Genomic DNA, 21695 nt, shown 5'->3' with positions numbered 1-21695 from the left:
TGGTGGGCGCGGGGGCGGTGTGCCGGACGTGACGCCCGCGCTCGGACGCGTGTCCGAGTCGGACCGGTCGTACCCAGCGGTGTAGAACGGGGGAGTGACAGCAGTGTCGGCTTCGGCCCAGCCCAGTGATACGCCGGTGAACCGTTCCGCGGGTCAGACCCTGGACAAGGCGGGTGCGGAGAACTTCCCGGTCGCCCCGTTCTTCCTGCCCGCCGCCTGGCGCGACGACCTGATGGCGGTGTACGGCTTCGCCCGCCTCGTCGACGACTCCGGCGACGGCGACCTGGCCGACCCGGCCGCCACCGCCCGGCTGCTCGGCGTCGAGCAGGCGCCCCCGGCCACCCCGTCGGACCAGTCCGGCCCGCCGACTCCGCAGGAGGTCGCCTTCCGGCTCGCGCTGCTCGACGGGCTGGAGCACGACCTCGACCGGGTCTTCGAGACCGCGCTGCACCCGGGCGGCTCCGCCGGATCCGGCGCCGACCGCCCGCGCCACCCGCTGATGCGGGCCCTGGTTCCGCTGGTCGACCGGCACGGCCTGACGCCCGAGCCGTTCCGCCGTCTGATCGAGGCCAACCGGGTGGACCAGTCCACCGCCCGCTACGCCACGTACGACGACCTGATCGGCTACTGCACGCTCTCCGCCGACCCGATCGGCCGCCTCGTCCTGGCCATCGCGGGCGTCTCCACGCCCGAGCGGATCGAGCTCTCCGACGCCATCTGCAGTGGCCTCCAGGTGGTCGAACACCTGCAGGACGTCGCCGAGGACCTGCGCCACGGCCGGATCTACCTCCCCACCGAGGACCTGGAGCGCTTCGGCGTGACCGAGGCCGACCTCGCCGCCCCCTCCGCCGACGGCGCGGTGCGGGAGCTGATCGCCTTCGAAGCGGAACGGGCCCGCACCCTGCTCGATCGCGGCGCACCATTGGTAGGTACGGTTCGGGGGAGGCTTCGACTGCTCCTGGCGGGATTCACCGCCGGCGGGTACGCGGCCCTGGCTGCCGTCGAGGACGCCGGGTACGACGTGCTCGCCCGGCAGGCGAAGCCGGACAAGCGCCGCCTCGCAGCGAAGGCGGCGGCCATCTTCGCGAAGGGAAGGTGAACGCCCGAGTGGCGGCATCACCACTGGCGTCGGCCCAGGTCATGGCGGCATACCGGTACTGCGAGGCAGTCACCGGGCTGCAGGCGCGCAACTTCAGCTACGGCATCCGCCTGCTGCCCGAACCCAAGCGGCTGGCCATGTCGGCCCTGTACGCCCTGGCCCGCCGGGTGGACGACATCGGCGACGGCGACCTTCCGGCCGACCGCAAGGCCGAGGCGCTGCTGCGCACCCGGGAACTGGTGGACGAGGTCCGCTCCGGAGTGGTCGCCGAGGACGACACCGACCCGATCAAGGTCGCCCTGGCCGACACGGCCCGGCGCTTCCCGATCCCGCTCGGCGGCTTCGACGAGCTGATCGACGGCGTCGAGATGGACCTCAAGGGCGCCGAGTACCAGACGTACGAGGAGCTGAAGGTCTACTGCCGCTGCGTGGCCGGCGCGATCGGCCGGCTCTCCCTGGGCGTCTACGGCTGCGACGACCCCGAGCTCGGGGCGCGGTACGCGGACACCCTGGGCCTGGCGCTGCAGCTCACCAACATCCTGCGCGACCTGCGCGAGGACGCCCTGAACGGCCGCACCTACCTGCCCACCGAGGACCTCGTCCGGTTCGGCTGCGAGCAGGGCTTCGCGCTGCCCAAGCCGCCGGTCGGCGCGGACTTCACCGGCCTGGTGGCCTTCGAGGCCGCCCGCGCCCAGGCCGCCTTCGAGGAGGGCCTGCGGCTGCTGCCGATGCTCGACCGCCGCAGCCGCGCCTGCACCGCCGCGATGGCCGGGATCTACCACCGGCTGCTCGGCCGGATCGCCGCCGACCCCGAGTCGGTCCTGCGCGGCCGGGTCTCGCTGCCGGGCTGGGAGAAGGCGTACGTGGCGCTTTCCGGGCTCGCCGGGGGGCGTTCTTGATTCTCGCGACAGTTCTGTCACGCTGTGTCAGCGGGGAATCACGTGCGGGCAGTTCCGTGTTGACCGAACGAGGACCGGCTTCAGCGACCGCCTGCCGGCGGTCCAGCAACTGCGAGGGGGAGGGCCGATGACCGGGCGAGCCGATGCCGCGCGCCCGGCCGCCGTCGTGGTCGGCGGCGGCCTGGCCGGAATCACCGCCGCCCTGCGCCTGGCCGAGGCGGGCCACCGGGTCGCCCTCGCCGAGGGGCGGCCCCGGCTCGGCGGCCTGGCGTTCTCCTTCCGACGCGGCGAGCTGACCGTCGACAACGGCCAGCACGTCTACCTGCGCTGCTGCACCGCCTACCGCGGCCTGCTGGAGCGGCTCGGCGCCACCCGCCTGGTCCACCTGCAGGACCGCCTCGACGTCCCGGTGCTCTCCGTCACCGGCCCCGACGCGGCACCGGTGCGCACCCTCGGCCGGCTGCAGCGGGCCGGCCTGCCCGTCCCCCTGCACCTGGCCGCCAGCCTCGCCCGCTACCCGCACCTGTCCCCGGTCGACCGCGCCCGGGTGGTCCGCGGCGCGCTCGCCCTGAAGGGCCTGGACCTCGACGACCCGGCGCTGGACCGGATTTCCTTCGGCGAGTGGCTGCGCCGCAACGGGCAGAACGCCGCCACCCAGGCCGCCCTGTGGGACCTGGTCGGCGTCGCCACCCTGAACGGGCGGGCCGACCAGGTGTCGATGGCGCTCGCGGCGAAGGTGTTCCAGACCGGCCTGCTCTCCGACCCGGGCGCCGCCGACATCGGCATCGCCGCCGCCCCGCTCGGCGCGATCCACCACGACCGGGCGCTCGCCGAGCTGGAACACGCCGGTGTGAAGGTGTTGCTGCGCACGCGGGTGGCGGAACTCAAGCCGGCCGCGCCGCAGCACGCCGTCCTCCTGGAGGGCGGGGAACTGCTCACCGCCGACACTGTCGTGCTGGCCGGCGCCCAGGACAGCGCGGCCGCCCTACTGCCGCCGAACGCCATCCCGGAGCAGGAACGGCTGGCCGGGTTCGGCACCGCGCCGATCCTCAACGTGCACGTGATCTACGACCGCAAGCTGCTGCGTCGGCCGTTCTTCGCCGCCCTCGGCTCCCCGGTCCAGTGGGTCTTCGACCGCACCGCGCACTCCGGCCTGGCCGCCACCGAGCTGGGCCGGGCCCACCCGGGCGCCCAGTACCTGGCGCTCTCGCAGTCCGCCGCGCAGGACGAGATCGACCTGCCGGTCGCCGAGCTGCGCCGCCGCTACCTGCCCGAGCTGGAACGGCTGCTGCCGGCCGCGGCCGGGGCCGAGGTGCTCGACTTCTTCGTCACCCGCGAGCGCACCGCGACCTTCGACCCGGCCCCGGGCCGCGGGGCGCTGCGCCCGTCGGCCCGCACCGAGGTCCCCGGCCTGCTGCTGGCCGGCTCGTGGACGGCCACCGGCTGGCCCGCGACCATGGAGGGCGCCGTGCGCAGCGGCCACGCCGCCGCCGACGCCGCGCTCGCCGCGACCGGCGCCCGGGTGCCGGTGGACCGCGGCGACGGGAGGTGGCCCAGGTGACGGCGGGCCCCGCCGCCGGAGAGCCCGCGAGAGCCGACGGGCGTACCGTCGAGCGCGTCGGCGGAATCAGCGGGACCGGCCGGACCGGCCGGACCGACGCCCTTGGCACCGGCACCACCCGAATCGACACCAGCCGCACCGACAGCACCCGGCCGCCCCGTGCGGTCCGGCACCACCAGGGAGAGGGAACGCACGTGGAGTCACGCACCGGCTTCGCCGTCGGAGGTACGGCGCACGCCGAACCGGTCTCGGTGCCGGAGCTGCTCGCCCGCAGCCGTACGCTCTGCACCCCGCCGCTACGGGCCGCCGTCGCCCGTTTGGCCGCACCGATGGACACCGTCGGGGCCTACCACTTCGGCTGGATCGACCGGGACGGCACGCCGGTCTCGGGGGACGGCGGCAAGGCCGTACGCCCGGCGCTGGCACTGCTGTCCGCCCAGGCCACCGGTGCGGCGGCCGAGGTGGGGGTGCCCGGTGGGGTGGCCGTTGAACTGGTGCACAACTTCTCCCTGCTCCATGATGATCTGATGGACGGTGACGAGACCCGGCGGCACCGGGCCACCGCCTGGACGGTCTTCGGGCCGGCCCAGGCGATCCTGGTCGGCGACGCCCTGGCGACGCTCGGCACGGAGGTGCTGCTCGACGCCGCGGTGACCGGCGGCGCGAGCCCCACCGACGCCGCGCGCGCCGTCCGGCTGCTCACCACGGCGACCCGCCGGCTGATCGACGGCCAGGCCATGGACGTCGCCTTCGAACAGCGCGACAGCGTGACCGTCGCGGAGTGCCTGGAGATGGAGGGCGGAAAGACCGCGGCCCTGCTGGCCGCCGCCTCGGCGATCGGCGCGGTCCTGGCCGGGGCCGACGACAAGGTCTCCGACTCCCTCCAGCGCTACGGCCACCACCTGGGCCTGGCCTTCCAGGCGGTGGACGACCTGCTCGGCATCTGGGGCGCCACCGAGGTCACCGGCAAGCCGCACTGGGGAGACCTGCGCCAGCGCAAGAAGTCCCTGCCGGTCGCCGCAGCCCTGGCCGAGGGCGGCCCGGCCTCGCGCCGGCTCGCCGGGCAGCTGGCCGACCCGAAGGGGCGGGGAGAGGAGAGCGAGCCCGAGCTCGCCGCCCGGGCCGCGCTGATCGAGGAGGCCGGCGGCCGCGCCTGGACCCAGGAGGAGGCCCGCCGCCAGCACACGACTGCCCTCTCCGCCCTGGACGAGGTGCCCATGTCCGACGAGGTGCGCGAGCACTTCGTCGCACTCGCCGAATTCGTGGTGGTACGAGAGAGGTGACGTTACGTTGACAGCAACCGCGGACGGCCGGCTCGACCCTGAGTACGATTCCGAGCCGGTCGCGGTGGGCGACCGCCCCCCGGCCCTCCTGGGCGCGGGGCGGTGGCAGCCCGAGGACGCCGACCAGCTCCGGCCGACCGACGAGGCGGACCTCCGACCGGTCGACGCGCGGGAGGCCCTGGCCCGCGCCACCACCCACCTGCTCTCGCTGCAGTCCTCCGAGGGCTGGTGGAAAGGCGACCTGGAGACCAACGTCACCATGGACGCCGAGGATTTACTGCTCCGACAGTTCCTCGGGATCCGGACCGACGAACAGACGAACGCCACCGCCGAGTGGATCCGCTCCCATCAGCGTGAGGACGGCACCTGGGCCACCTTCCACGGCGGGCCGCCCGAACTGTCCACCACCGTCGAGGCCTACGTCGCGCTCAGGCTGGCCGGCGACGAGCCGAACGCCCCGCACATGCTGGCCGCCGCCCGGTACGTCCGCTCGGCGGGCGGCATCGCGGCCGCCCGGGTGTTCACCCGGATCTGGCTCGCGCTGTTCGGCTGGTGGCCCTGGGAGCGGCTGCCGGAGATGCCGCCCGAGATCATCTTCCTGCCCAAGTGGCTCCCGCTGAACATCTACGCCTTCGGGTGCTGGGCCCGCCAGACCATCGTCCCGCTGACCGTCGTCTCCGCCCACCGGCCCGTCCGTCCGGCGCCCTTCCAGCTCACCGAGCTGCACACCGACCCGGCCGACCCCTACCCCCAACGGCCGCTCGCCCCCGCCACCACCTGGGACGGCCTGTTCGAGCGCCTCGACAAGGCACTGCACGCCTACCACCGCCGGGCCTTCCGCCCGCTGCGCCGCCTGGCCGTCGCCCAGGCCTGCCGCTGGATCGTCGAACGGCAGGAAGCCGACGGCTGCTGGGGCGGCATCCAGCCCCCCGCCGTCTACTCGCTGATCGCCCTGCACCTCGAGGGCTACGAGCTGGAACACCCGGTGATGCAGGCCGGACTCTCCTCCTTCGACCGCTTCACCGTGCACACCGAGGACGGCAAGCGCTGGCTGGAGGCCTGCCAGTCCCCGGTCTGGGACACCTGCCTGGCCACCGTCGCGCTGGCCGACGCCGGGCTGCCGGCCGACCACCCCGCGCTGGTCTCCGCCGTCGACTGGATGCTCGGCGAGGAGATCCGCAAGCGCGGCGACTGGGCCGTCCAACGGCCCGGGCTCCCCGCCGGCGGCTGGGCCTTCGAGTTCGAGAACGACACCTACCCCGACATCGACGACACCGCCGAGGTGGTCCTGGCGCTGCGCCGGGTGGCCCACCCCGACCCGGCCAAGGTCGACGCGGCGGTGGACCGGGGCGTGCTGTGGAACCTCGGTATGCAGTCCAAGAACGGCGCCTGGGGCGCCTTCGACGTCGACAACACCAGCACGCTGCCCAACAAGCTGCCGTTCTGCGACTTCGGCGAGGTGGTCGACCCGCCGTCCGCCGACGTCACCGCCCACGTGGTGGAGATGCTCGCGGAGACCGGCCGCGCCCGCGACCCCCGGACCCGGCGCGGCATCGAGTGGCTGCTGCGCAACCAGGAGGCGGACGGCTCATGGTTCGGCCGCTGGGGCACCAACTACATCTACGGCACCGGCTCGGTGCTGCCCGCTCTGGTCGCGGCCGGTGTCCCGGACGAGCACCCGGCGATCCGCCGGGCGGTGCGCTGGCTGGAGGACCGGCAGAACGCCGACGGCGGCTGGGGCGAGGACATGCGCTCCTACGACGACCCGGCGCGCTGGGCCGGGCGCGGCGACTCCACCGCCTCGCAGACCGCGTGGGCGCTGATGGCGCTGCTCGCGGCCGGCGAGGGACCGGACGGCCGGACCAACCCGGCGGTGGAACGCGGCGTGGACTGGCTGGTGCGCACCCAGCTGCCCGAGGGCACCTGGGACGAGCCGCAATTCACCGGCACCGGCTTCCCGTGGGACTTCTCCATCAACTACCACCTGTACCGGCTGGTCTTCCCGGTCACCGCGCTCGGCCGCTACCTCCACGGCAGCCCGACCATCCGTCGGGACGATGGGGGCCGGGCGAACGGTACCCCGGCGATCGGGGCGGCGCGGTGACCACCGCCCCCCTGCTGGTGCTCTGCGCACTGGGCCCCGAGGTCTGGGCCCTGCGCGGCGGCGACTGGCGCGGCGCGGCCGGCGGAGCCCCGGTGCTGGTCCGCACCGGGGTCGGCCGGCGGCGCGCCGGGATGGCCGTGCGACGGCTGCTCGGCTCCGTCCCCGGCGGCTACGGCGCGGTCGTGGTGGCCGGCTTCGGCGCCGCGCTCGGCCCCGGTGTGCAGCCCGGCGACGTCGTCGCGGCCGACGGCGTGCGCGACGCCGAGGGCCACCTCTACCCGGTCGACTCCGGGCCGGAGCTCACCCGGGCGCTGAAGGAACGCGGCCTGACCGTACACACCGGGGTGCACCACACCGCCGACCACGTCGTGCGCGGTATCGAGCGCCGGGCACTGCACCTGCAGGGCGCGCTCGCCGTCGACATGGAGGCCGCCGCCGTGCTGGCCGCGCTGCGGGAGGTGCGGCCGACACTGCCCGCGGCCGTCCTGCGCGTGGTGGTCGACACCCCCGAGCACGAACTGCTGCGGCCCGGCACCCTCCCGGCCGGGGTGCGGGCCTGGCGGACCCTGCGGGCGACGGTGCCCGCCCTGGTCGACTGGTACCGGCAGGAGCTCGCGCCCCGCTCCGCAGACCTGAACCACCCCACATCCTCGACGCTCCCTCAGGAGGCGAGCTAGCCATGGCCATGCCGTTGCGCCAGACCGTGCGGGTCGGCACTTACCTCATGCAGCAGAAGCTGCTCAAACGACGGGACAAGTTCCCGCTGATCGTGGAGCTGGAACCGCTGTTCGCCTGCAACCTCGCCTGCGAGGGCTGCGGCAAGATCCAGCACCCGGCGGGCGTCCTGAAGCAGCGGATGCCCGTCGCCCAGGCGGTCGGCGCGGTCCTGGAGTCGGGTGCCCCGATGGTCTCGATCGCAGGCGGCGAGCCGCTGATGCACCCGCAGATCGACGAGATCGTCCGCCAGCTGGTCGAGCACCGCAAGTACGTGTTCCTGTGCACCAACGCGCTGCTGCTGCGCAAGAAGATCGAGAAGTTCACGCCCTCCCCGTACTTCACCTTCGCCGTGCACATCGACGGCATGCGGGAGCGGCACGACGAGTCGGTGGCCAAGGAGGGCACCTTCGACGAGGCGGTGGCCGCGATCAAGGAGGCCAAGCGGCGCGGCTTCCGGGTCACCACCAACAGCACCTTCTTCAACACCGACACCCCGCAGACCGTCATCGAGGTGCTGGACTACCTCAACGACGAGCTGAAAGTGGACGAGATGATGATCTCGCCCGCCTACGCCTACGAGAAGGCCCCCGACCAGGAGCACTTCCTGGGCGTCGAACAGACCAGGGAACTCTTCCGCAAAGCCTTCGCCGGCGGGAACCGCAGGCGCTGGCGCCTCAACCACAGCCCGCTCTTCCTGGACTTCCTGGAGGGCAAGGCCGACTTCGAATGCACCCCGTGGGGCATCCCCAACTACTCGCTGTTCGGCTGGCAGCGGCCCTGCTACCTGATGGCCGACGGCTACGTGCCGACCTACCGCGAACTGGTCGAGAAGACCGACTGGAGCAAGTACGGCCGCGGCCGGGACCCGCGCTGCGCCAACTGCATGGCCCACTGCGGCTACGAGCCGACGGCCGTCCTCGCCACCATGGGTTCGCTCCAGCAGTCGCTGCGCGCCATCACCGAGACTATCGGCGGCAACCACGGCCGCTGAGCCGGGAGTTGACCGCCAAGTCGGCACCCCGGCCCGGGCCCCGCGCCCGGGCCGGGGGCCCCCCCCCCCGGCGGGGGCATCACCGCACCCCACCGAGTCGTGGGGTGTGACCCTGTGACTGCTATCCCCCGTCACCACGCCGGCCCAGCTGCGCAAGCTCCCCGCGGCCCCACACCCCGCCCCCCCCCCCGCGCCCGCCCCCGCGCCCGCCCCCCCCCCCCCGCCCCGGCTCCGCCCCTGCCGGGCGGAGGCATCACCGCACCGCTCCGAGTCGTGAGGTGTACCCATGTCACTGCTCTCCCGCGTCACCTCGCCGGCCGAGCTGCGCAAGCTCCCGGCGGCCGAACTCCCGCTGCTCGCCGACGAGATCAGGGACTTCCTGATCGACGCCGTCACCCGCACCGGCGGACACCTCGGGCCCAACCTCGGCGTGGTGGAGCTCACCATCGCGCTGCACCGGGTCTTCGACTCGCCGTACGACCGGATCGTCTTCGACACCGGCCACCAGAGCTACGTCCACAAACTGCTCACCGGCCGCCAGGACTTCACCCGGCTGCGGATGCGGGGCGGACTGTCCGGCTACCCCTCGCGTGGCGAGTCCGAGCATGACCTGGTCGAGAACTCGCACGCCTCCACCGCGCTCTCCTACGCCGACGGCCTGGCCAAAGCCGCCCGGCTGCTCGGCCAGCACGACCGGCACACCGTCGCGGTGATCGGCGACGGCGCGCTCACCGGCGGACTCGCCTGGGAAGCGCTCAACAACATCGCCGAAGCCCGCGACCGGCCGCTGGTCATCGTCGTCAACGACAACGAACGCTCCTACGCCAAGACCATCGGCGGCCTCGCCAACCACCTCGCCACCCTGCGCACCACCCAGGGCTACGAGCGCTTCCTCGCCCTCGGCAAGGAAGCGCTGCAACGCACCCCGCTGGTCGGCCAGCCGATCTTCGACGCGCTGCACGGCGCCAAGAAGGGGTTCAAGGACGCCTTCGCCCCACAGGGCATGTTCGAGGACCTCGGCCTCAAGTACCTCGGCCCGATCGACGGCCACGACCTGGGCGCGGTCGAACAGGCGCTGCGCCAGGCCCGCAACTTCGGCGGGCCGGTCATCGTGCACTGCCTCACCGTCAAGGGACGCGGCTACCGGCCCGCCGAGCAGGACGAAGCCGACCGCTTCCACGCCGTCAACCCGATCGACCCGTACACCTGCCTGCCGATCTCGCCCAGCAGCGGCGTCTCCTGGACCTCGGTGTTCGGCGAGGAACTGCTCGCGCTCGGCACCGAGCGGCCGGACCTGGTGGCGATCACCGCGGCCATGCTGCAGCCGGTGGGCCTGGCGCCGTTCGCCAAGGCGTACCCGACGCGGACCTTCGACGTCGGGATCGCCGAACAGCACGCCGTCACCAGCGCCGCGGGGCTCGCCACCGGAGGACTGCACCCGGTGGTCGCGGTGTACGCGACCTTCCTGAACCGGGCCTTCGACCAGGTGCTGATGGACGTCGCCCTGCACCGGCTGGGCGTCACCTTCGTACTCGACCGCTCCGGGGTGACCGGACCGGACGGCGCCTCGCACAACGGCATGTGGGACCTGTCGATCCTGCAGGTCGTCCCAGGCCTGCGGCTCGCCGCACCGCGCGACGCCGACCAGCTGCGGGCCCAGCTGCGCGAGGCCGTCGAGGTCGGGGACGCGCCGACGGTCGTGCGCTTCCCGAAGGGGAACGTCGGGCCCGCCGTGCCGGCCGTCGAGCGGATCGGCGGGGTGGACGTGCTGCTGCGCACCGGGCGCCCGGCCGAGATCCTGCTGGTCGCCGTCGGCACCACCGCCCCCGCCTGCCTGGACGCCGCCCGGCTGCTGCTCGCCGAGGGTTTCACCGCGACCGTCGTCGACCCGCGCTGGGTCAAGCCCGTCGACCCGGCGCTGCCCGAGCTGGCCGCCGCCCACCGGCTGGTGGTCACCGTCGAGGACAACGGCCGGACCGGCGGGGTCGGTTCGGCGATCGCCCAGGCGCTGCGCGACGCCGACGTGGACGTACCGCTGCGGGTCCTCGGCCTGCCGCAGGAGTTCCTCGGGCACGCCTCGCGCGGAGAGATCCTCGAGGAGGCGGGGCTCACCGGGACCGGGGTCGCTGCCCAGGCCGCCGTCTTCGCCAAGAACCTGCTACCGACCCGAGGAGCGAACCCGCGCCATGCCGGCTGACCCAGACCGCCCCGCCTTCGACCTCGCCGCCCTCCTCGCCGAACGCGGCGGTGAGCGCTACGAGTTGAACAGCCGCTACCTCAACCCGCAGCTGTCCCGGATGCTCCACACCATCGGCTTCGACAAGTACTACGAGCGCGCCAAGGGCCAGTACTTCTACGACGCCGAGGGCAACGAGTACCTCGACATGCTGGCCGGCTTCGGCATCTTCGCGCTCGGCCGCCACCACCCGGTGGTGCGCACGGCGATCCAGCAGGTGATGGACCTGGACCTGCCGGACCTGGTGCGCTTCGACTGCTCGCCGCTGCCCGGGCTGCTGGCCGAGCGGCTGCTGTCGTACGCCCCCGGGCTGGACCGGGTGTTCTTCGGCAACAGCGGGACGGAAGCGGTGGAGACCGCGCTGAAGTTCGCCCGGTACGCCACCGGACGCCGGCGGATCCTCTACGCCGACCACGCCTTCCACGGGCTGACCACCGGCTCGCTCTCGGTCAACGGGGAGAACGGCTTCCGCAAGGGCTTCGACCCGCTGCTCCCGGACACCGCCATCCCGCTCGGCGATCTGTCGGCGCTGGCAAAGGAGTTGAAGCGCGGCGACGTCGCGGCCCTGATCGTCGAACCGATCCAGGGCAAGGGCGTCCAGGCCCCGCCGCCCGGCTGGCTGCGCGCCGCCCAGGCGCTGCTGCACGAGCACAAGGCGCTGCTCATCTGCGACGAGGTGCAGACCGGGATCGGCCGCACCGGAGAGTTCTTCGCCTACCAGCACGAGGACGGCGTGCTGCCCGACCTGGTCTGCGCGGCCAAGGCGCTCTCCGGCGGGTACGTCCCGGTCGGGGCGACGCTCGGCAAGGGCTGGATCTTCGAGAAGGTGTACTCCTCGATGGACCGGGTGCTGGTGCACTCGGCCAGCTTCGGATCGAACGCCCAGGCCATGGCGGCCGGGCTGGCGACCCTGGAGGTGATGCGGGACGAGAAGGTGGTGGAGAACGCCCGCACGGTCGGCGACCGGTTCCGCGAGCGGCTGACCGAGCTTGTCGACAAGTACGAGCTGCTCGCCGAGGTGCGCGGGCGCGGGCTGATGATCGGCATCGAGTTCGGCCGGCCCAAGTCGCTCAAGCTGCGCACCGGGTGGACGGCCCTGCAGGCGGCACGCAAGGGGCTGTTCGCGCAGATGGTCGTGGTCCCGCTGCTGCAGCGGCACCGGATCCTCACCCAGGTGTCCGGGGACCACCTGGAAGTGATCAAGCTGATTCCGCCGCTGATCATCACCGAGCGGGACGTGGACCGCTTCATGGACGCCTTCACCGACATCATGGAAGAGGCCCACCGGGGGAGCGGCCTGATGTGGGACTTCGGGCGGACGCTGGTGAAGCAGGCGGTCGGCGGCCGCTGAGGCCGAGGGCCGGGTGGCTTGGGTGCGGGGAGTGGGAAGTCGGCCGGGCCGACTTCACACTCCATGGGAGACACCGCGTCAGAGCTCGGTCCGGCGACGCCGGACGACCACCACGAGATCGACGATGGCGAACAGGGAGAGCAGGCCGCACGCGACGGCGAAGCCGGTGAGCGTGCCCCGGCTGGGTGCGCCGTTGACGGGCGAGACGGCCGCCCAGACCGCGAAGCCCACCGTGGCCAGCACGAACAGCGGCGTGAAGATGAGCGAGAGCAGGTAGCGGAGCTTGAGGTCGCTGCGGGCGGTGGTCGGCTCGGTGCCGCTGCGCCACCGTCGCGGGGTAGTGGTGCGCATGGCCTTCACCTCCGGACCGCGCGGGTCGGGCTACGATTCCAGCGTACGTCCGAGGAGGCTGGCCGGGGGAGGCGCGATGTCGGGGTCGGACGCGGTGGGGTCGGGTACGGCGGGGGCGGACGCCGAGGGGTACGCGGGGCTGCGGGTCGAGCGGGCCCGGGAGCTGGCCCGGCGGCACGGCTGGGCCTCGGTCCGGGTGCTGGAGCCCGGGGACCTGATGACCATGGAGTACCGGCAGGGGCGGCTCAACCTCGCGGTGCGGGACGGCGTGGTCGAGCGGAGCTGGGAGGGGTAGCGCTCGCCCCCACCGCCGTGGCGGCCCGGTAGGGGAGGGCGCGGCGGCCGAAGCGGCGGTGGAGCCGTTGCTCGACGATGGTCACGAGGGGTTCCAGTAGCGGCAGCGAGAGCAGGACGAGCAGCCCGGCGGCCCAGCCGGCCAGCACGTCGGTGACCCAGTGGGTGCCCAGGTAGACCGTGGTCAGGCCGATCGAGCAGGCGGTTCCGGCGGCGATCACCGCGCCGGTGCGACGCCAGCGGACCGCGAGGTAGGCAAGCACGCCCCAGGTGACCACGGCGTTCGCGGTGTGGCCGGACGGGAAGATGGTGCCGCCGGAGAAGAGCTCGGGCGAGCCGACGTACTGGGCGTAGTGCGGGCCGAGCCGGCCGGTGACGATCTTCACCGCGCCCACCGTGACATTCAGCAAAAGCAGCGCGATCCCCATGACCAGCAGCGGGCGCAGTCGGCCTAGTCGGCGGGCGCGCCAGGCGAGCCAGGCGAAGGCGGTGATCGCCGAGGGCCCGCGCTGCCCGGCGACCACCCAGGAGTCGAGCAGCGGCTCCAGCCGGGGCCACCGCTCGTACGGGCGCAGCAGGCGGACCGACCAGTCGAGGTCGACCAGGGCGGTGTTGAGCAGGACGCCGGCCAGTACCAGCAGGTAGACGACGACGGTGGCGGCGAGCAGGGCGGCCTGCCGTCGGCTCATCGGCGGCCAGCCGGGGTCGCGGCCGGCGGGGCTTACGGGGCTGACGGGGCCGATCGGGCTGCGGCGGTCGGGGTCGCGGCTGATGGGGCCGATCGGGCCGCAGGGGGTGGTGGGGCGTCCCCGGCCGGTGGTGGCGGTGTGGTGTCGCCGCCCCTGTCGCGGAATGGGGGCGGGGGTACTTCCGGATTGCACGGGGCGACCTTACCCATCCGGACAGGGCCATTCCGGGGGTAATTGTCATTTTCCCGTGAAATCGACAATTTGGGCTGTCCGGGGTGGTCCGGCGAGCGATTTCCGCTATTTCGGGATCGAATGCCAGTGTGGTCTTCGAATGGTTCCCCAAAAGCCCCGGTAAAGGAAACGGAGTGGGAGGCCGGCCTGCCCGGCTTCCCGCTCCGTGGTAACCCTGTGTAGGTTCCGTGCTCAGTCGAGGGGCCCGCCCGCGACGTAGATCACCTGGCCGGAGACGAAGCCGGCGCCCTCGCTCGCCAGGAACGAGATGGTGTGGGCGACGTCCTCAGGCAGACCGACCCGCTGGACCGGGATCTGAGAGGCGGCAGCCCGCTTGAAGTCTTCGAAGTCCATGCCGACCCGGGCGGCGGTGGCTGCTGTCATGTCCGTGGCGATGAATCCGGGGGCGACGGCGTTGGCGGTGATGCCGAACTTGCCCAGCTCAATGGCCAAAGTCTTGGTGAAGCCCTGCAGGCCGGCCTTGGCGGCCGAGTAGTTGGCCTGGCCGCGGTTGCCCTGGGCCGAGGAGGAGGACAGGTTGACGATGCGGCCGAATCCGGCGTCGACCATGTGCTTCTGCACTGCGCGGGTCATCAGGAAGGCGCCGCGGAGGTGAACGTTCATGACCGTGTCCCAGTCGGACTCGGACATCTTGAAGAGCAGGTTGTCGCGGAGAACACCCGCGTTGTTGACCAGCACGACGGGGGTGCCGAGCTCGGCGACCACGCGGTCGACGGCGGCCTGGACCTGCTCGGCGTTCGAGACGTCGGCGCCGACGGCCACGGCCCTGCCGCCGGCGGCGGTGATCCGGTCCACGGTGTCCTTGCCGGCCGCCTCGTCCAGGTCCAGGACGGCGACCGCGTATCCGTCGGCGGCCAGCCGGACGGCGGTGGCGGCACCCAGGCCGCGGGCGGCGCCGGTGACGACGGCGACCCGGGGGGCGGTGCTCTGCTCGGTCATGCTCGCTCTCGTCTCTCTCGGGGGTTGCCTCCGGGGGAGAGCCCCCGGGGGAGGGTGGCCACACCCTACCGGCGAGTAGGGAAGGCGGCCAGAGTGGAGAGACGCAGGTGACGGTCGGTAAGGACCGACCGGTCGGCTTTCTGCTCAGAACGGGTTACTGCAACGGTGTGGCAGCGCGTAAATATGCCAATGTTGCCGAACCTGCGTCTACTATCCGCCCCTGCCTGCCAGCAGGGGCCAGCCGTTTGTATAGTGTCCGCCAGCAGCCACCGGCTGCACGGCTGGAGCGCCCTCCCTCATAGCTGGACGCCCACTCGCCGTTACTGCCCCACCCGGGTGTCCCACACACACCGGGTGTGACATCGGGACGGATACATGGTGCTGGGGGAGATCCCGACAACCCGCGTGTCCGCGCGACTGCAGCAGTCGCCCGGACACCTCATTCGCGTTGCACAGCAGGTTCACACCCGGCTGTGGTCGGAGCACGTCGGAGCCGATCTCACGGCTCCGCAGTTCGCCGTGCTGCTGGTCCTGGCCCTCGAGCCGGGTGCGGACCAGCGAACGGTCGGCGAGCGAGCGTCGCTGGACAAGGCCACTATGGCCGAGATGGTCGCGCGGCTGGTCCGCCGCGGCCTGGTGCTGCGTCGGCGCGACCCGGCCGACGGCCGACGCAAGCTGCTCGCTCTCTCGCAGAGCGGCGCCCAGGCGGTGCGCGAGGCCACCGGTGGTGTGGTCCGCGTGCAGCGCGTCCTGTTCGAGCCGCTGACGGCGGAGGAGCAGGTCGAGGTCGTCCGGGTGATGGCCAAGATAGCCAGGCTGGAGCCCGCGGCGGTCGCCGTCTTCACGGACGCGCGGCCGATACTGGACGCCCAGCGGGCTATCGGCTACCTGATCAGGGTGAGCCAGCAGGTGCACACCAAGCTCTGGTCGGAGCACGTCGGCGCGGAGCTGACGGCCCCGCAGTACGCGGTGCTGGACGCCCTGGAGCAAGAGCCGGGCGCCGACCAGCGCACGGTGGGCGAGCTGGCCTCGCTGGACAAGGCCACCATGGCCGAGATGGTGAGCCGGCTGGTGCGCCGCGGTCTGGTGCAGCGCCGGCGCGACCCCTCGGACGGACGGCGCAACCTGCTCTCGCTCTCACCGGCGGGACAGGACCTGCTGCACCGCTCGGCCGCCGGGGTGGCCGAGGTCCAGCGGCTGCTGCTGGCTCCGCTGGAGGAGGCTGAGCACGAGGCTGCACTCGCGCTCATCGCCAAGGCGGGCAGGCTTTAGACCAAGCCTTGGTAACAACAGCCAAAACGATTCGCCAACGCACCGAGGGTCCCTGGCCGTTGGTGTGGTGATGTTGTGAATCGCGCATGACGAGGACCGCCCGCCCCGTTCGGGGCGGGCGGTCCTCGTCATGGCGGCCGTCAGGCCCCGTGGGGGCCGGTCGCGGATGCTCGGGGACCGGATTCGGCACCCCGGGTCCACGTCAGTTCCAGTCGAAGCCCTGCGGGTCCGGACCGATGCGCTTGCCGGTGGCGACGGCGGCGATCGCCGTGAGGTCCTCCGCGTCCAGCTCGAAGCCGATGACGTCCAGGTTCTCCCGGATCCGGGACGGCGTGACCGACTTCGGGATGGCGATCACGCCGCTCTGCAGGTGCCAGCGCAGGACCACCTGGGCGACCGTGCGACCGTGCTTCTCGGCGATCTTCACCAGGGCCGGCTCGGCGAGCAGCTCTCCGCCCTGGCCCAGCGGGCTCCACGCCTCGGTGGCGATGCCGTGCTGCGCGTGGAAGGCGCGCAGCTCCTCCTGCGGGAAGTACGGGTGCAGTTCGACCTGGTTCAGGACCGGGGCGACCGAGGCCTCGTCGAGCAGGCGGGTCAGCTGCTCGGTGCCGAAGTTGGAGACGCCGATCGACTTGACCCGGCCGTCCGCCTTCAGCTGCTCGAAGGCCTTCCAGATGTTGAGGTAGCTGCCGTGCATCGGGCGCGGCCAGTGGATCAGGTACAGGTCGAGGTGGTCGAGGCCGAGCTTGTCCATCGAGGCGTCGAACGCGCGCAGCACGGCGTCGCGGCCCTGCTCGCCGGACCAGTCGCGGGTGCCCGAGTTCCACAGCTTGGTGGTGATGTAGAGGTCCTCGCGGGCGATGCCGCCCGCCAGCGCCTCGGCGATCGCCGCGCCGGTGCCGGCCTCGTTCTCGTAGATGGCCGCGGTGTCGATGGAGCGGTAGCCCGCGCCGATCGCGGAGTTGACGGCGGCGGTGGCCTCGCCGTCCGGGACCTGCCACACGCCGAAACCGAGCTGCGGGATCTGCGCGCCGTCGTTGAGGGTGACGCTGGGGATGGTGCTCACGGGACGGGATGCCCTCCTGGTCGTAGGTCTTTCCAGTGGGGGGCAACTGGCACTGGAACCTGATTGTTCCCGCCAAACGGGCGAATTTTGGGTGGAGGTTTGCAGTGGCTCGCCCCGGGCGGACGAGCGTCGGGGGCGGGGTCGCAGGCCCGTCGCGAGCCCCCGCAGGCCCGTCGGAGGTCCGTCGCAGGCCCGTCGGAGGTCCCTGGCGGGCTGGGCGGGGAGCCGGGCGGGCGGGGCGGCGGAAAACCTGTTGCGCGGGTCACACCGGGGTTGGCAGGCTCGCGGACATGGCCTCCTGAAATCAGGGCCCTTCGTGCCCTTCCCATGTCCCGTCCGGGGCTCCCACCGGACGTGTCGACGCCGCCGCGCCGTTGCGCCGCGCGTCCGTCGCCCATTGCCCTCGCCTGTCGGCTCGGGCTGCTCGCGTGAACCGGTCCGCCCTGCCGGACGGCGCGCGCCCGTCCGTGCCCCGTTCGCCCGCACCCCCGTTCGCCCGGTTCCCCCGTACCTCCGCACCGTTCGTATCGGAGTGTCATGCCGCTCACCCCGCTGCCGCTGGCCGACCCCGGCAGTCCCGATCTCTCCTCACCCCTGGCCTTCCTGCGCTGGCTGCAGCGCAGTCAGCGGCGCGGGCAACTGCTCGCGACCTGCTGGACACTGCTCGAGATGGGGTGCCAGGCCGCCCTGCCGATACCGCTCGGCTCGGGCGTGCAGGCCGCCGTCGACGGTGACGCCGGCGGGATCTGGCAGGCCGGCGGGCTTGCCCTGCTGCTTGCCGCGGGCGCCGCGCTGGGCACCGTCCTGTCGCATCGCCAAGCGGTCTGGAACTGGATCCACGCGGCATGCCAGGTACGGCAGTTGGTGGCCCGGCAGGCCTCGCGCCTCGGGGCCGGGCTGTCCCGCCGGATCGCCACCGGTGAGGTCGTCGCGGTCGGCAGTGGGGACGTCGAGCGGATCGGCTGGTACGTCGAGCTGATCGCCCGGGTCCGGTCCGCGGTGATCGTCTGGCTGGCCGTCAGCTCGGTGGTGCTGGTGGTCGAACCGGTGCTGGGCATCGGCGTGCTGCTCGGCGTCCCGGTGCTGGCGGCCTCCGTCTGGCCGCTGATCGGGCCGTTCGAGCGGCGCTACGAGCAGCAGCGCGCGCTCGGCGGCAAGGCCACCGAGCTGGCCGCCGACACGGTGGCGGGGCTGCGGGTGTTGCGCGGCATCGGCGGTGAGGAACTGTTCCTGGAGCGGTACCGGGCCGCTTCCCAGAAGGTGCGGGCGGCCGCCGTCCGCTCGGCCCGGATCTGGTCGCTGATGCAGGCCCAACAGGTGCTGCTGCCCGGCCTGTTCGTGATCGGTGTCACCTGGTACGGCGCCCGGCTGGCAGCCTCCGGCGAGCTCTCCGTCGGCACCCTGATCGCGGTGTACGGCGCGACCGCATTCCTGGCCGCGCCGCTGCGGATCCTGGGCGAGGCGGCGCACGCCTGGAGCGTCGCCCGGGTCTCCGCAGGGCGGGCCGTTCGGGTGCTGTCCCTCAGCCGGAGCGGTGGAGCGAGCGAGGCCACGACGACCACGACAATCACGCCGGCCCCACGGGCCAGGCCGGCCAAGGCGGACCTGTACGACCCGGTCAGCGGGCTGACCGCGCGGGCCGGTGAGCTGACCGCGGTGGTCTGCGGGGACCCGGACCTCGCCGGGGCGCTCGCCGAGCGGCTCGGCGGCCACGTCCCGTTGGCCGAGGGCGAGCAGGCTCAGCCCTCCGTACGGCTCGGCGGGACGGAGCTGGACACGGTGCCGCTGGCCGAGGCGCGGGCGGCCGTGCTGGTCCACGACAAGGAGCCGGTGCTGCTCTCCGGCACCCTGGCCGAGCTGTTCGACATCCCGTCCTCGGGCCGGGTCTCGGCGGCCGAGGCGCTGGTGGCCGCCCGGTCGGACGACGTGCTGGAGGCGCTGGTGGACGGCTCGCCGGAGTGCGCGGGCGATCCGATGCGCGCCCGGATCACCGAGCGCGGGCGCTCGCTGTCCGGGGGCCAGCGCCAGCGGCTCGCCCTGGCCCGCGCACTGCTGGCGGACCCGCCGGTCCTGGTGCTGGACGAACCCACCAGCGCGGTGGACGCCCACACCGAGTCCAGGATCGCCACCGGACTGCGGGACACCCGGGCGGGCCGCACCACCGTGGTGTTCGCGACCAGTCCGCTGCTGCTCGACCAAGCGGACCGGGTGGTGCTGCTGCGCGAGGGCCGGGTTGTCGCGGCGGGGCGGCACCGCGAGCTGATGCAGTCCGAGCCGGCCTACCGGGCCGTGGTCACCCGCGACGAGGAGGCCGCCCAGCCGGTGGGTGAGGCCGTGTGAACAGCGTCATGAACAGGTTCGCCGGCAGTCCCGCCCCGTACCCGAGGAGTACGTCATGAAGCCCCCCGTCCATGAGGAGCAGGGGCCGGCCGCCACCCTGCCGGTCGGCTCCCCGGCCGCCGTGCGCGCGTACCTGCTGCTGCTCGCGCGGCGGCACCGGGGCGGGTTCTCGACCGTCGTGGCGCTGCACTCGGTGGCCACGCTGGCCGGGCTGGTCGGGCCCTGGGTGCTCGGCCACCTGGTCGAGTCGCTGGCCACCGGCACCGCTGGGTCCACCATCACGGTGGCGGTCGCCTGGTACCTGCTGGCGCTCGTTGTGCAGGCCGCGTTCACCGGCTGGTCGCGGATGCGCGGCGCGGTGCTCGGTGAGCGGGTGCTGGCCGACCTGCGCGAGGACTTCCTGGTCCGCTCGGTCGCGCTGCCGACCGGTGTGCTGGAGCGGGCCGGCACCGGGGACCTGGTCTCCCGGGGCACCACCGACGTCGACCGGCTGGACAAGTCGGTGCGCGAGGCGGTGCCCGAACTCGCCGTCGCCGTGGTCTCGTTGCTGCTGGTGCTCGGCGCCCTGCTGGTCACCTCGCCGGTGCTCGCGCTGACCTCGCTGATCGGGCTGCCGCTGCTGCTGGCCACCTCCCGCTGGTACTTCCGGCGGGCGCCGCAGTCCTACCGCAACGAGTCGGCCGGGTACGCCGCGGTGAACACCGTGTTGGCCGAGACGGTGGACGCCGGGCGGACGGTCGAGGCGCTGCGCCTGGGCGGCCGGCGGATCGGGCTGACCGACCGCAAGCTGCGCGAGTGGCTCGCCTGGGAGCGGTACACCCTGTGGTTGCGCTCGGTCTGGTTCCCGACCATCGACGCGGTCTACACCGCGGCGGTGCTCGCGACCCTGGTACTCGGCGGGCTGTTCACGCTCAAGGGCTGGATCACCGTCGGCCAGTTGACCACCGGCGTGCTGTACGCGCAGATGCTGACCGGTCCGGTGGACCTGATCCTGCGCTGGTACGACGAGCTGCAGATCGGGCAGGCCTCGCTGGCCCGGCTGGTCGGCGTGCGCGAGGTGCCGGAACACGAGGAGGACGAGTCCGCCCGCCCGGACGGCCGCCGGGTGGAGGCCCGGGACGTCCGCTTCGGCTACCGCGAGGGCGCGGACGTCCTGCACGGGATCAGCCTGGATGTCGCCCCGGGCAGCCGGGTCGCGCTGGTCGGGCCGTCCGGGGCGGGCAAGTCCACGCTCGGGCGGCTGCTGGCCGGGATCTACGCCCCCGGCCGCGGCAGCGTGACCCTCGGCGGGGCGGCGCTGTCCCGGATGCCGGCCGAGCGGGTGCGCGCGGAGGTGGCCCTGGTCAACCAGGAGCACCACGTCTTCGTCGGCACCCTGCGGGACAACCTGCGGCTGGCCGCGCCCGACGCCGACGACACCGAGCTGCGGGCCGCGCTGGATGCGGTGGACGCCGGCGACTGGGTGGACGCCCTGTCGGAGGGGCTGGACACCGAGGTCGGCTCCGGCGGCACCTCGCTGACCCCGCCGCAGGCCCAGCAACTGGCCCTGGCCCGGCTGGTGCTGGCCGATCCGCACACCCTGGTGCTGGACGAGGCCACCTCGCTGCTGGACCCGCGCGCCGCCCGGCACCTGGAGCGCTCGCTCTCCCGGGTGCTGGAGGGCCGGACGGTCATCGCCATCGCCCACCGGCTGCACACCGCGCACGACGCGGACGTGATCGCGGTGGTCGAGGGCGGCCGGATCAGCGAGTACGGCAGCCACCCGCAGCTGGTCGCGGCCGGAGGTCCGTACGCGGCGCTCTGGCGCTCGTGGCGGGACGAGCGGTAGCAGCCGGGGAGTTCGGAGGGCCGTAGCCGTAGATCGGTAAACCCGCACGGGGTCGGATTGCCCCGTGCGGGTTACTCCCCGCCCCGGAAGGGCGCGTAACCGGGCAAATCGGCGGCCCGGCCCGCAGACTGCTCCGGTGACCAAGATTTCAGACGGCTCGTCCCGCTCCCCGCGCGGTGAGATCGGCGGGATCCCCACGCGGTACATCGGGATCGGCGTCATCGTCATCCTCGCCGTGTGGTTCCTGTTCGCCAACCTCGAAAAGGTGAAGATCCAGTTCTGGGTGTTCACCGTCACTGCACCGCTCTGGATCGCGTTGCTGGCCACGCTCGTCGCGGGCAGCGTGCTGGGCTGGCTGCTGAAGGGACGACGCAGCAGGTGACCACAGCTCCCGAGCCGGCCCGGAGCGCCACCGCGGACTTC

Annotated in this window: 18 protein-coding genes; 14 read left to right on the top strand and 4 right to left on the bottom strand. The window is 73.0% G+C overall.

The window, feature by feature from the left end; all coding sequences use genetic code 11:
• Positions 1-94 precede the first annotated feature (94 nt).
• From hpnC to ACIBEC_RS00175, 9 genes are all read left to right on the top strand, one after another.
• Positions 95-1099 (top strand): squalene synthase HpnC, encoded by a 1005-nt coding sequence (gene hpnC / locus ACIBEC_RS00215; protein ID WP_396287640.1) that lies wholly within the window; start codon positions 95-97, stop codon positions 1097-1099.
• A gap of 41 nt (positions 1100-1140) precedes the next feature.
• Positions 1141-1998, top strand: a complete 858-nt coding sequence (gene hpnD, locus ACIBEC_RS00210; RefSeq protein WP_360490667.1) for a presqualene diphosphate synthase HpnD — start codon at positions 1141-1143, stop codon at positions 1996-1998.
• A gap of 127 nt (positions 1999-2125) precedes the next feature.
• Positions 2126-3559 carry a hydroxysqualene dehydroxylase HpnE gene (hpnE, locus tag ACIBEC_RS00205; RefSeq protein WP_360489764.1) on the top strand — a complete coding sequence of 478 codons (1434 nt, stop codon included), beginning with the start codon at positions 2126-2128 and terminating at the stop codon, positions 3557-3559.
• 194 nt (positions 3560-3753) lie between these two features.
• The gene (locus ACIBEC_RS00200) at positions 3754-4842 is read left to right on the top strand and encodes a polyprenyl synthetase family protein (RefSeq protein ID WP_396287639.1); all 1089 of its coding nucleotides are present in this window, start codon (positions 3754-3756) and stop codon (positions 4840-4842) included.
• Positions 4843-4849: 7 nt separating this feature from the next.
• Entirely contained in the window at positions 4850-6946 is a 2097-nt protein-coding gene (gene shc / locus ACIBEC_RS00195) for a squalene--hopene cyclase (protein ID WP_360489762.1), read from the top strand.
• Entirely contained in the window at positions 6943-7623 is a 681-nt protein-coding gene (locus ACIBEC_RS00190) for a 1-hydroxy-2-methyl-2-butenyl 4-diphosphate reductase (RefSeq protein WP_360489760.1), read from the top strand. The genes shc and ACIBEC_RS00190 overlap by 4 nt, the downstream gene beginning before the upstream one ends.
• Before the next feature lie 2 nt (positions 7624-7625).
• Positions 7626-8654, top strand: coding sequence for an adenosyl-hopene transferase HpnH (hpnH, locus tag ACIBEC_RS00185; RefSeq protein ID WP_360489758.1), 1029 nt, complete (start codon positions 7626-7628; stop codon positions 8652-8654).
• 286 nt (positions 8655-8940) lie between these two features.
• The gene (gene dxs, locus ACIBEC_RS00180; RefSeq protein WP_360489756.1) at positions 8941-10851 is read left to right on the top strand and encodes a 1-deoxy-D-xylulose-5-phosphate synthase; all 1911 of its coding nucleotides are present in this window, start codon (positions 8941-8943) and stop codon (positions 10849-10851) included.
• Positions 10841-12241 (top strand): aspartate aminotransferase family protein, encoded by a 1401-nt coding sequence (locus ACIBEC_RS00175; protein WP_360489754.1) that lies wholly within the window; start codon positions 10841-10843, stop codon positions 12239-12241. Before dxs ends, ACIBEC_RS00175 begins: the two co-directional genes overlap by 11 nt.
• A 78-nt stretch (positions 12242-12319) precedes the next feature.
• On the opposite strand, the gene ACIBEC_RS00170 is transcribed toward ACIBEC_RS00175, so the two are convergent.
• The gene (locus ACIBEC_RS00170; protein ID WP_360489752.1) at positions 12320-12592 is read right to left on the bottom strand and encodes a DUF6343 family protein; all 273 of its coding nucleotides are present in this window, start codon (positions 12590-12592) and stop codon (positions 12320-12322) included.
• A gap of 76 nt (positions 12593-12668) precedes the next feature.
• Here ACIBEC_RS00170 and ACIBEC_RS00165 point away from each other — a divergent pair, with 76 nt between their 5' ends.
• Positions 12669-12887: an I78 family peptidase inhibitor gene (locus ACIBEC_RS00165; RefSeq protein ID WP_360489750.1), complete on the top strand. Its 219-nt coding sequence runs from the start codon at positions 12669-12671 to the stop codon at positions 12885-12887.
• On the opposite strand, the gene ACIBEC_RS00160 is transcribed toward ACIBEC_RS00165, so the two are convergent.
• Positions 12838-13767 carry a phosphatase PAP2 family protein gene (locus ACIBEC_RS00160; RefSeq protein ID WP_360489748.1) on the bottom strand — a complete coding sequence of 310 codons (930 nt, stop codon included), beginning with the start codon at positions 13765-13767 and terminating at the stop codon, positions 12838-12840. The genes ACIBEC_RS00165 and ACIBEC_RS00160 overlap by 50 nt on opposite strands.
• 231 nt (positions 13768-13998) lie before the next feature.
• Entirely contained in the window at positions 13999-14766 is a 768-nt protein-coding gene (fabG, locus tag ACIBEC_RS00155; RefSeq protein ID WP_360489746.1) for a 3-oxoacyl-ACP reductase FabG, read from the bottom strand.
• 405 nt (positions 14767-15171) lie between these two features.
• Between fabG and ACIBEC_RS00150 the strand changes: the two genes are divergently transcribed.
• Positions 15172-16038 (top strand): MarR family transcriptional regulator, encoded by an 867-nt coding sequence (locus tag ACIBEC_RS00150; RefSeq protein WP_360489744.1) that lies wholly within the window; start codon positions 15172-15174, stop codon positions 16036-16038.
• A 202-nt stretch (positions 16039-16240) separates the two neighbouring features.
• Here ACIBEC_RS00150 and ACIBEC_RS00145 read toward each other — a convergent pair whose 3' ends face one another.
• Positions 16241-17104: an aldo/keto reductase gene (locus ACIBEC_RS00145; protein WP_360489742.1), complete on the bottom strand. Its 864-nt coding sequence runs from the start codon at positions 17102-17104 to the stop codon at positions 16241-16243.
• Positions 17105-17641: 537 nt separating this feature from the next.
• On the opposite strand from ACIBEC_RS00145, the gene ACIBEC_RS00140 reads away from it, so the two are divergent.
• The 3 genes from ACIBEC_RS00140 to ACIBEC_RS00130 all read left to right on the top strand — a co-directional run bounded on the left by ACIBEC_RS00140 (position 17642) and on the right by ACIBEC_RS00130 (position 21654).
• Positions 17642-19444: an ABC transporter ATP-binding protein gene (locus ACIBEC_RS00140; protein ID WP_360489740.1), complete on the top strand. Its 1803-nt coding sequence runs from the start codon at positions 17642-17644 to the stop codon at positions 19442-19444.
• Between the two features lie 55 nt (positions 19445-19499).
• On the top strand, positions 19500-21272 hold the full coding sequence (locus tag ACIBEC_RS00135; RefSeq protein ID WP_360489738.1) for an ABC transporter ATP-binding protein: 1773 nt from the start codon (positions 19500-19502) through the stop codon (positions 21270-21272).
• A gap of 136 nt (positions 21273-21408) precedes the next feature.
• Entirely contained in the window at positions 21409-21654 is a 246-nt protein-coding gene (locus ACIBEC_RS00130; protein ID WP_360489736.1) for a LapA family protein, read from the top strand.
• Positions 21655-21695: the final 41 nt, after the last annotated feature.

It is taken from the genome of Kitasatospora sp. NPDC051164, from assembly GCF_044455625.1.
Lineage (GTDB): Bacteria > Actinomycetota > Actinomycetes > Streptomycetales > Streptomycetaceae > Kitasatospora.
The sequence above is the reverse complement of the archived record's forward strand: the minus strand, read 5'-3'. Positions and strand labels throughout refer to the sequence as shown.

Coding starts and splice junctions, on each gene's coding strand:
- ACIBEC_RS00135 (WP_360489738.1), top strand. CDS start 19,500: ATGAAGCCCCCCGTCCATGAGGAGCAGGGGCCGGCCGCCACCCTGCCG.
- hpnE (WP_360489764.1), top strand. CDS start 2,126: ATGACCGGGCGAGCCGATGCCGCGCGCCCGGCCGCCGTCGTGGTCGGC.
- dxs (WP_360489756.1), top strand. CDS start 8,941: ATGTCACTGCTCTCCCGCGTCACCTCGCCGGCCGAGCTGCGCAAGCTC.
- fabG (WP_360489746.1), bottom strand. CDS start 14,766: ATGACCGAGCAGAGCACCGCCCCCCGGGTCGCCGTCGTCACCGGCGCC.
- hpnD (WP_360490667.1), top strand. CDS start 1,141: ATGGCGGCATACCGGTACTGCGAGGCAGTCACCGGGCTGCAGGCGCGC.
- ACIBEC_RS00170 (WP_360489752.1), bottom strand. CDS start 12,592: ATGCGCACCACTACCCCGCGACGGTGGCGCAGCGGCACCGAGCCGACC.
- hpnH (WP_360489758.1), top strand. CDS start 7,626: ATGGCCATGCCGTTGCGCCAGACCGTGCGGGTCGGCACTTACCTCATG.
- ACIBEC_RS00165 (WP_360489750.1), top strand. CDS start 12,669: ATGTCGGGGTCGGACGCGGTGGGGTCGGGTACGGCGGGGGCGGACGCC.
- ACIBEC_RS00140 (WP_360489740.1), top strand. CDS start 17,642: ATGCCGCTCACCCCGCTGCCGCTGGCCGACCCCGGCAGTCCCGATCTC.
- ACIBEC_RS00175 (WP_360489754.1), top strand. CDS start 10,841: ATGCCGGCTGACCCAGACCGCCCCGCCTTCGACCTCGCCGCCCTCCTC.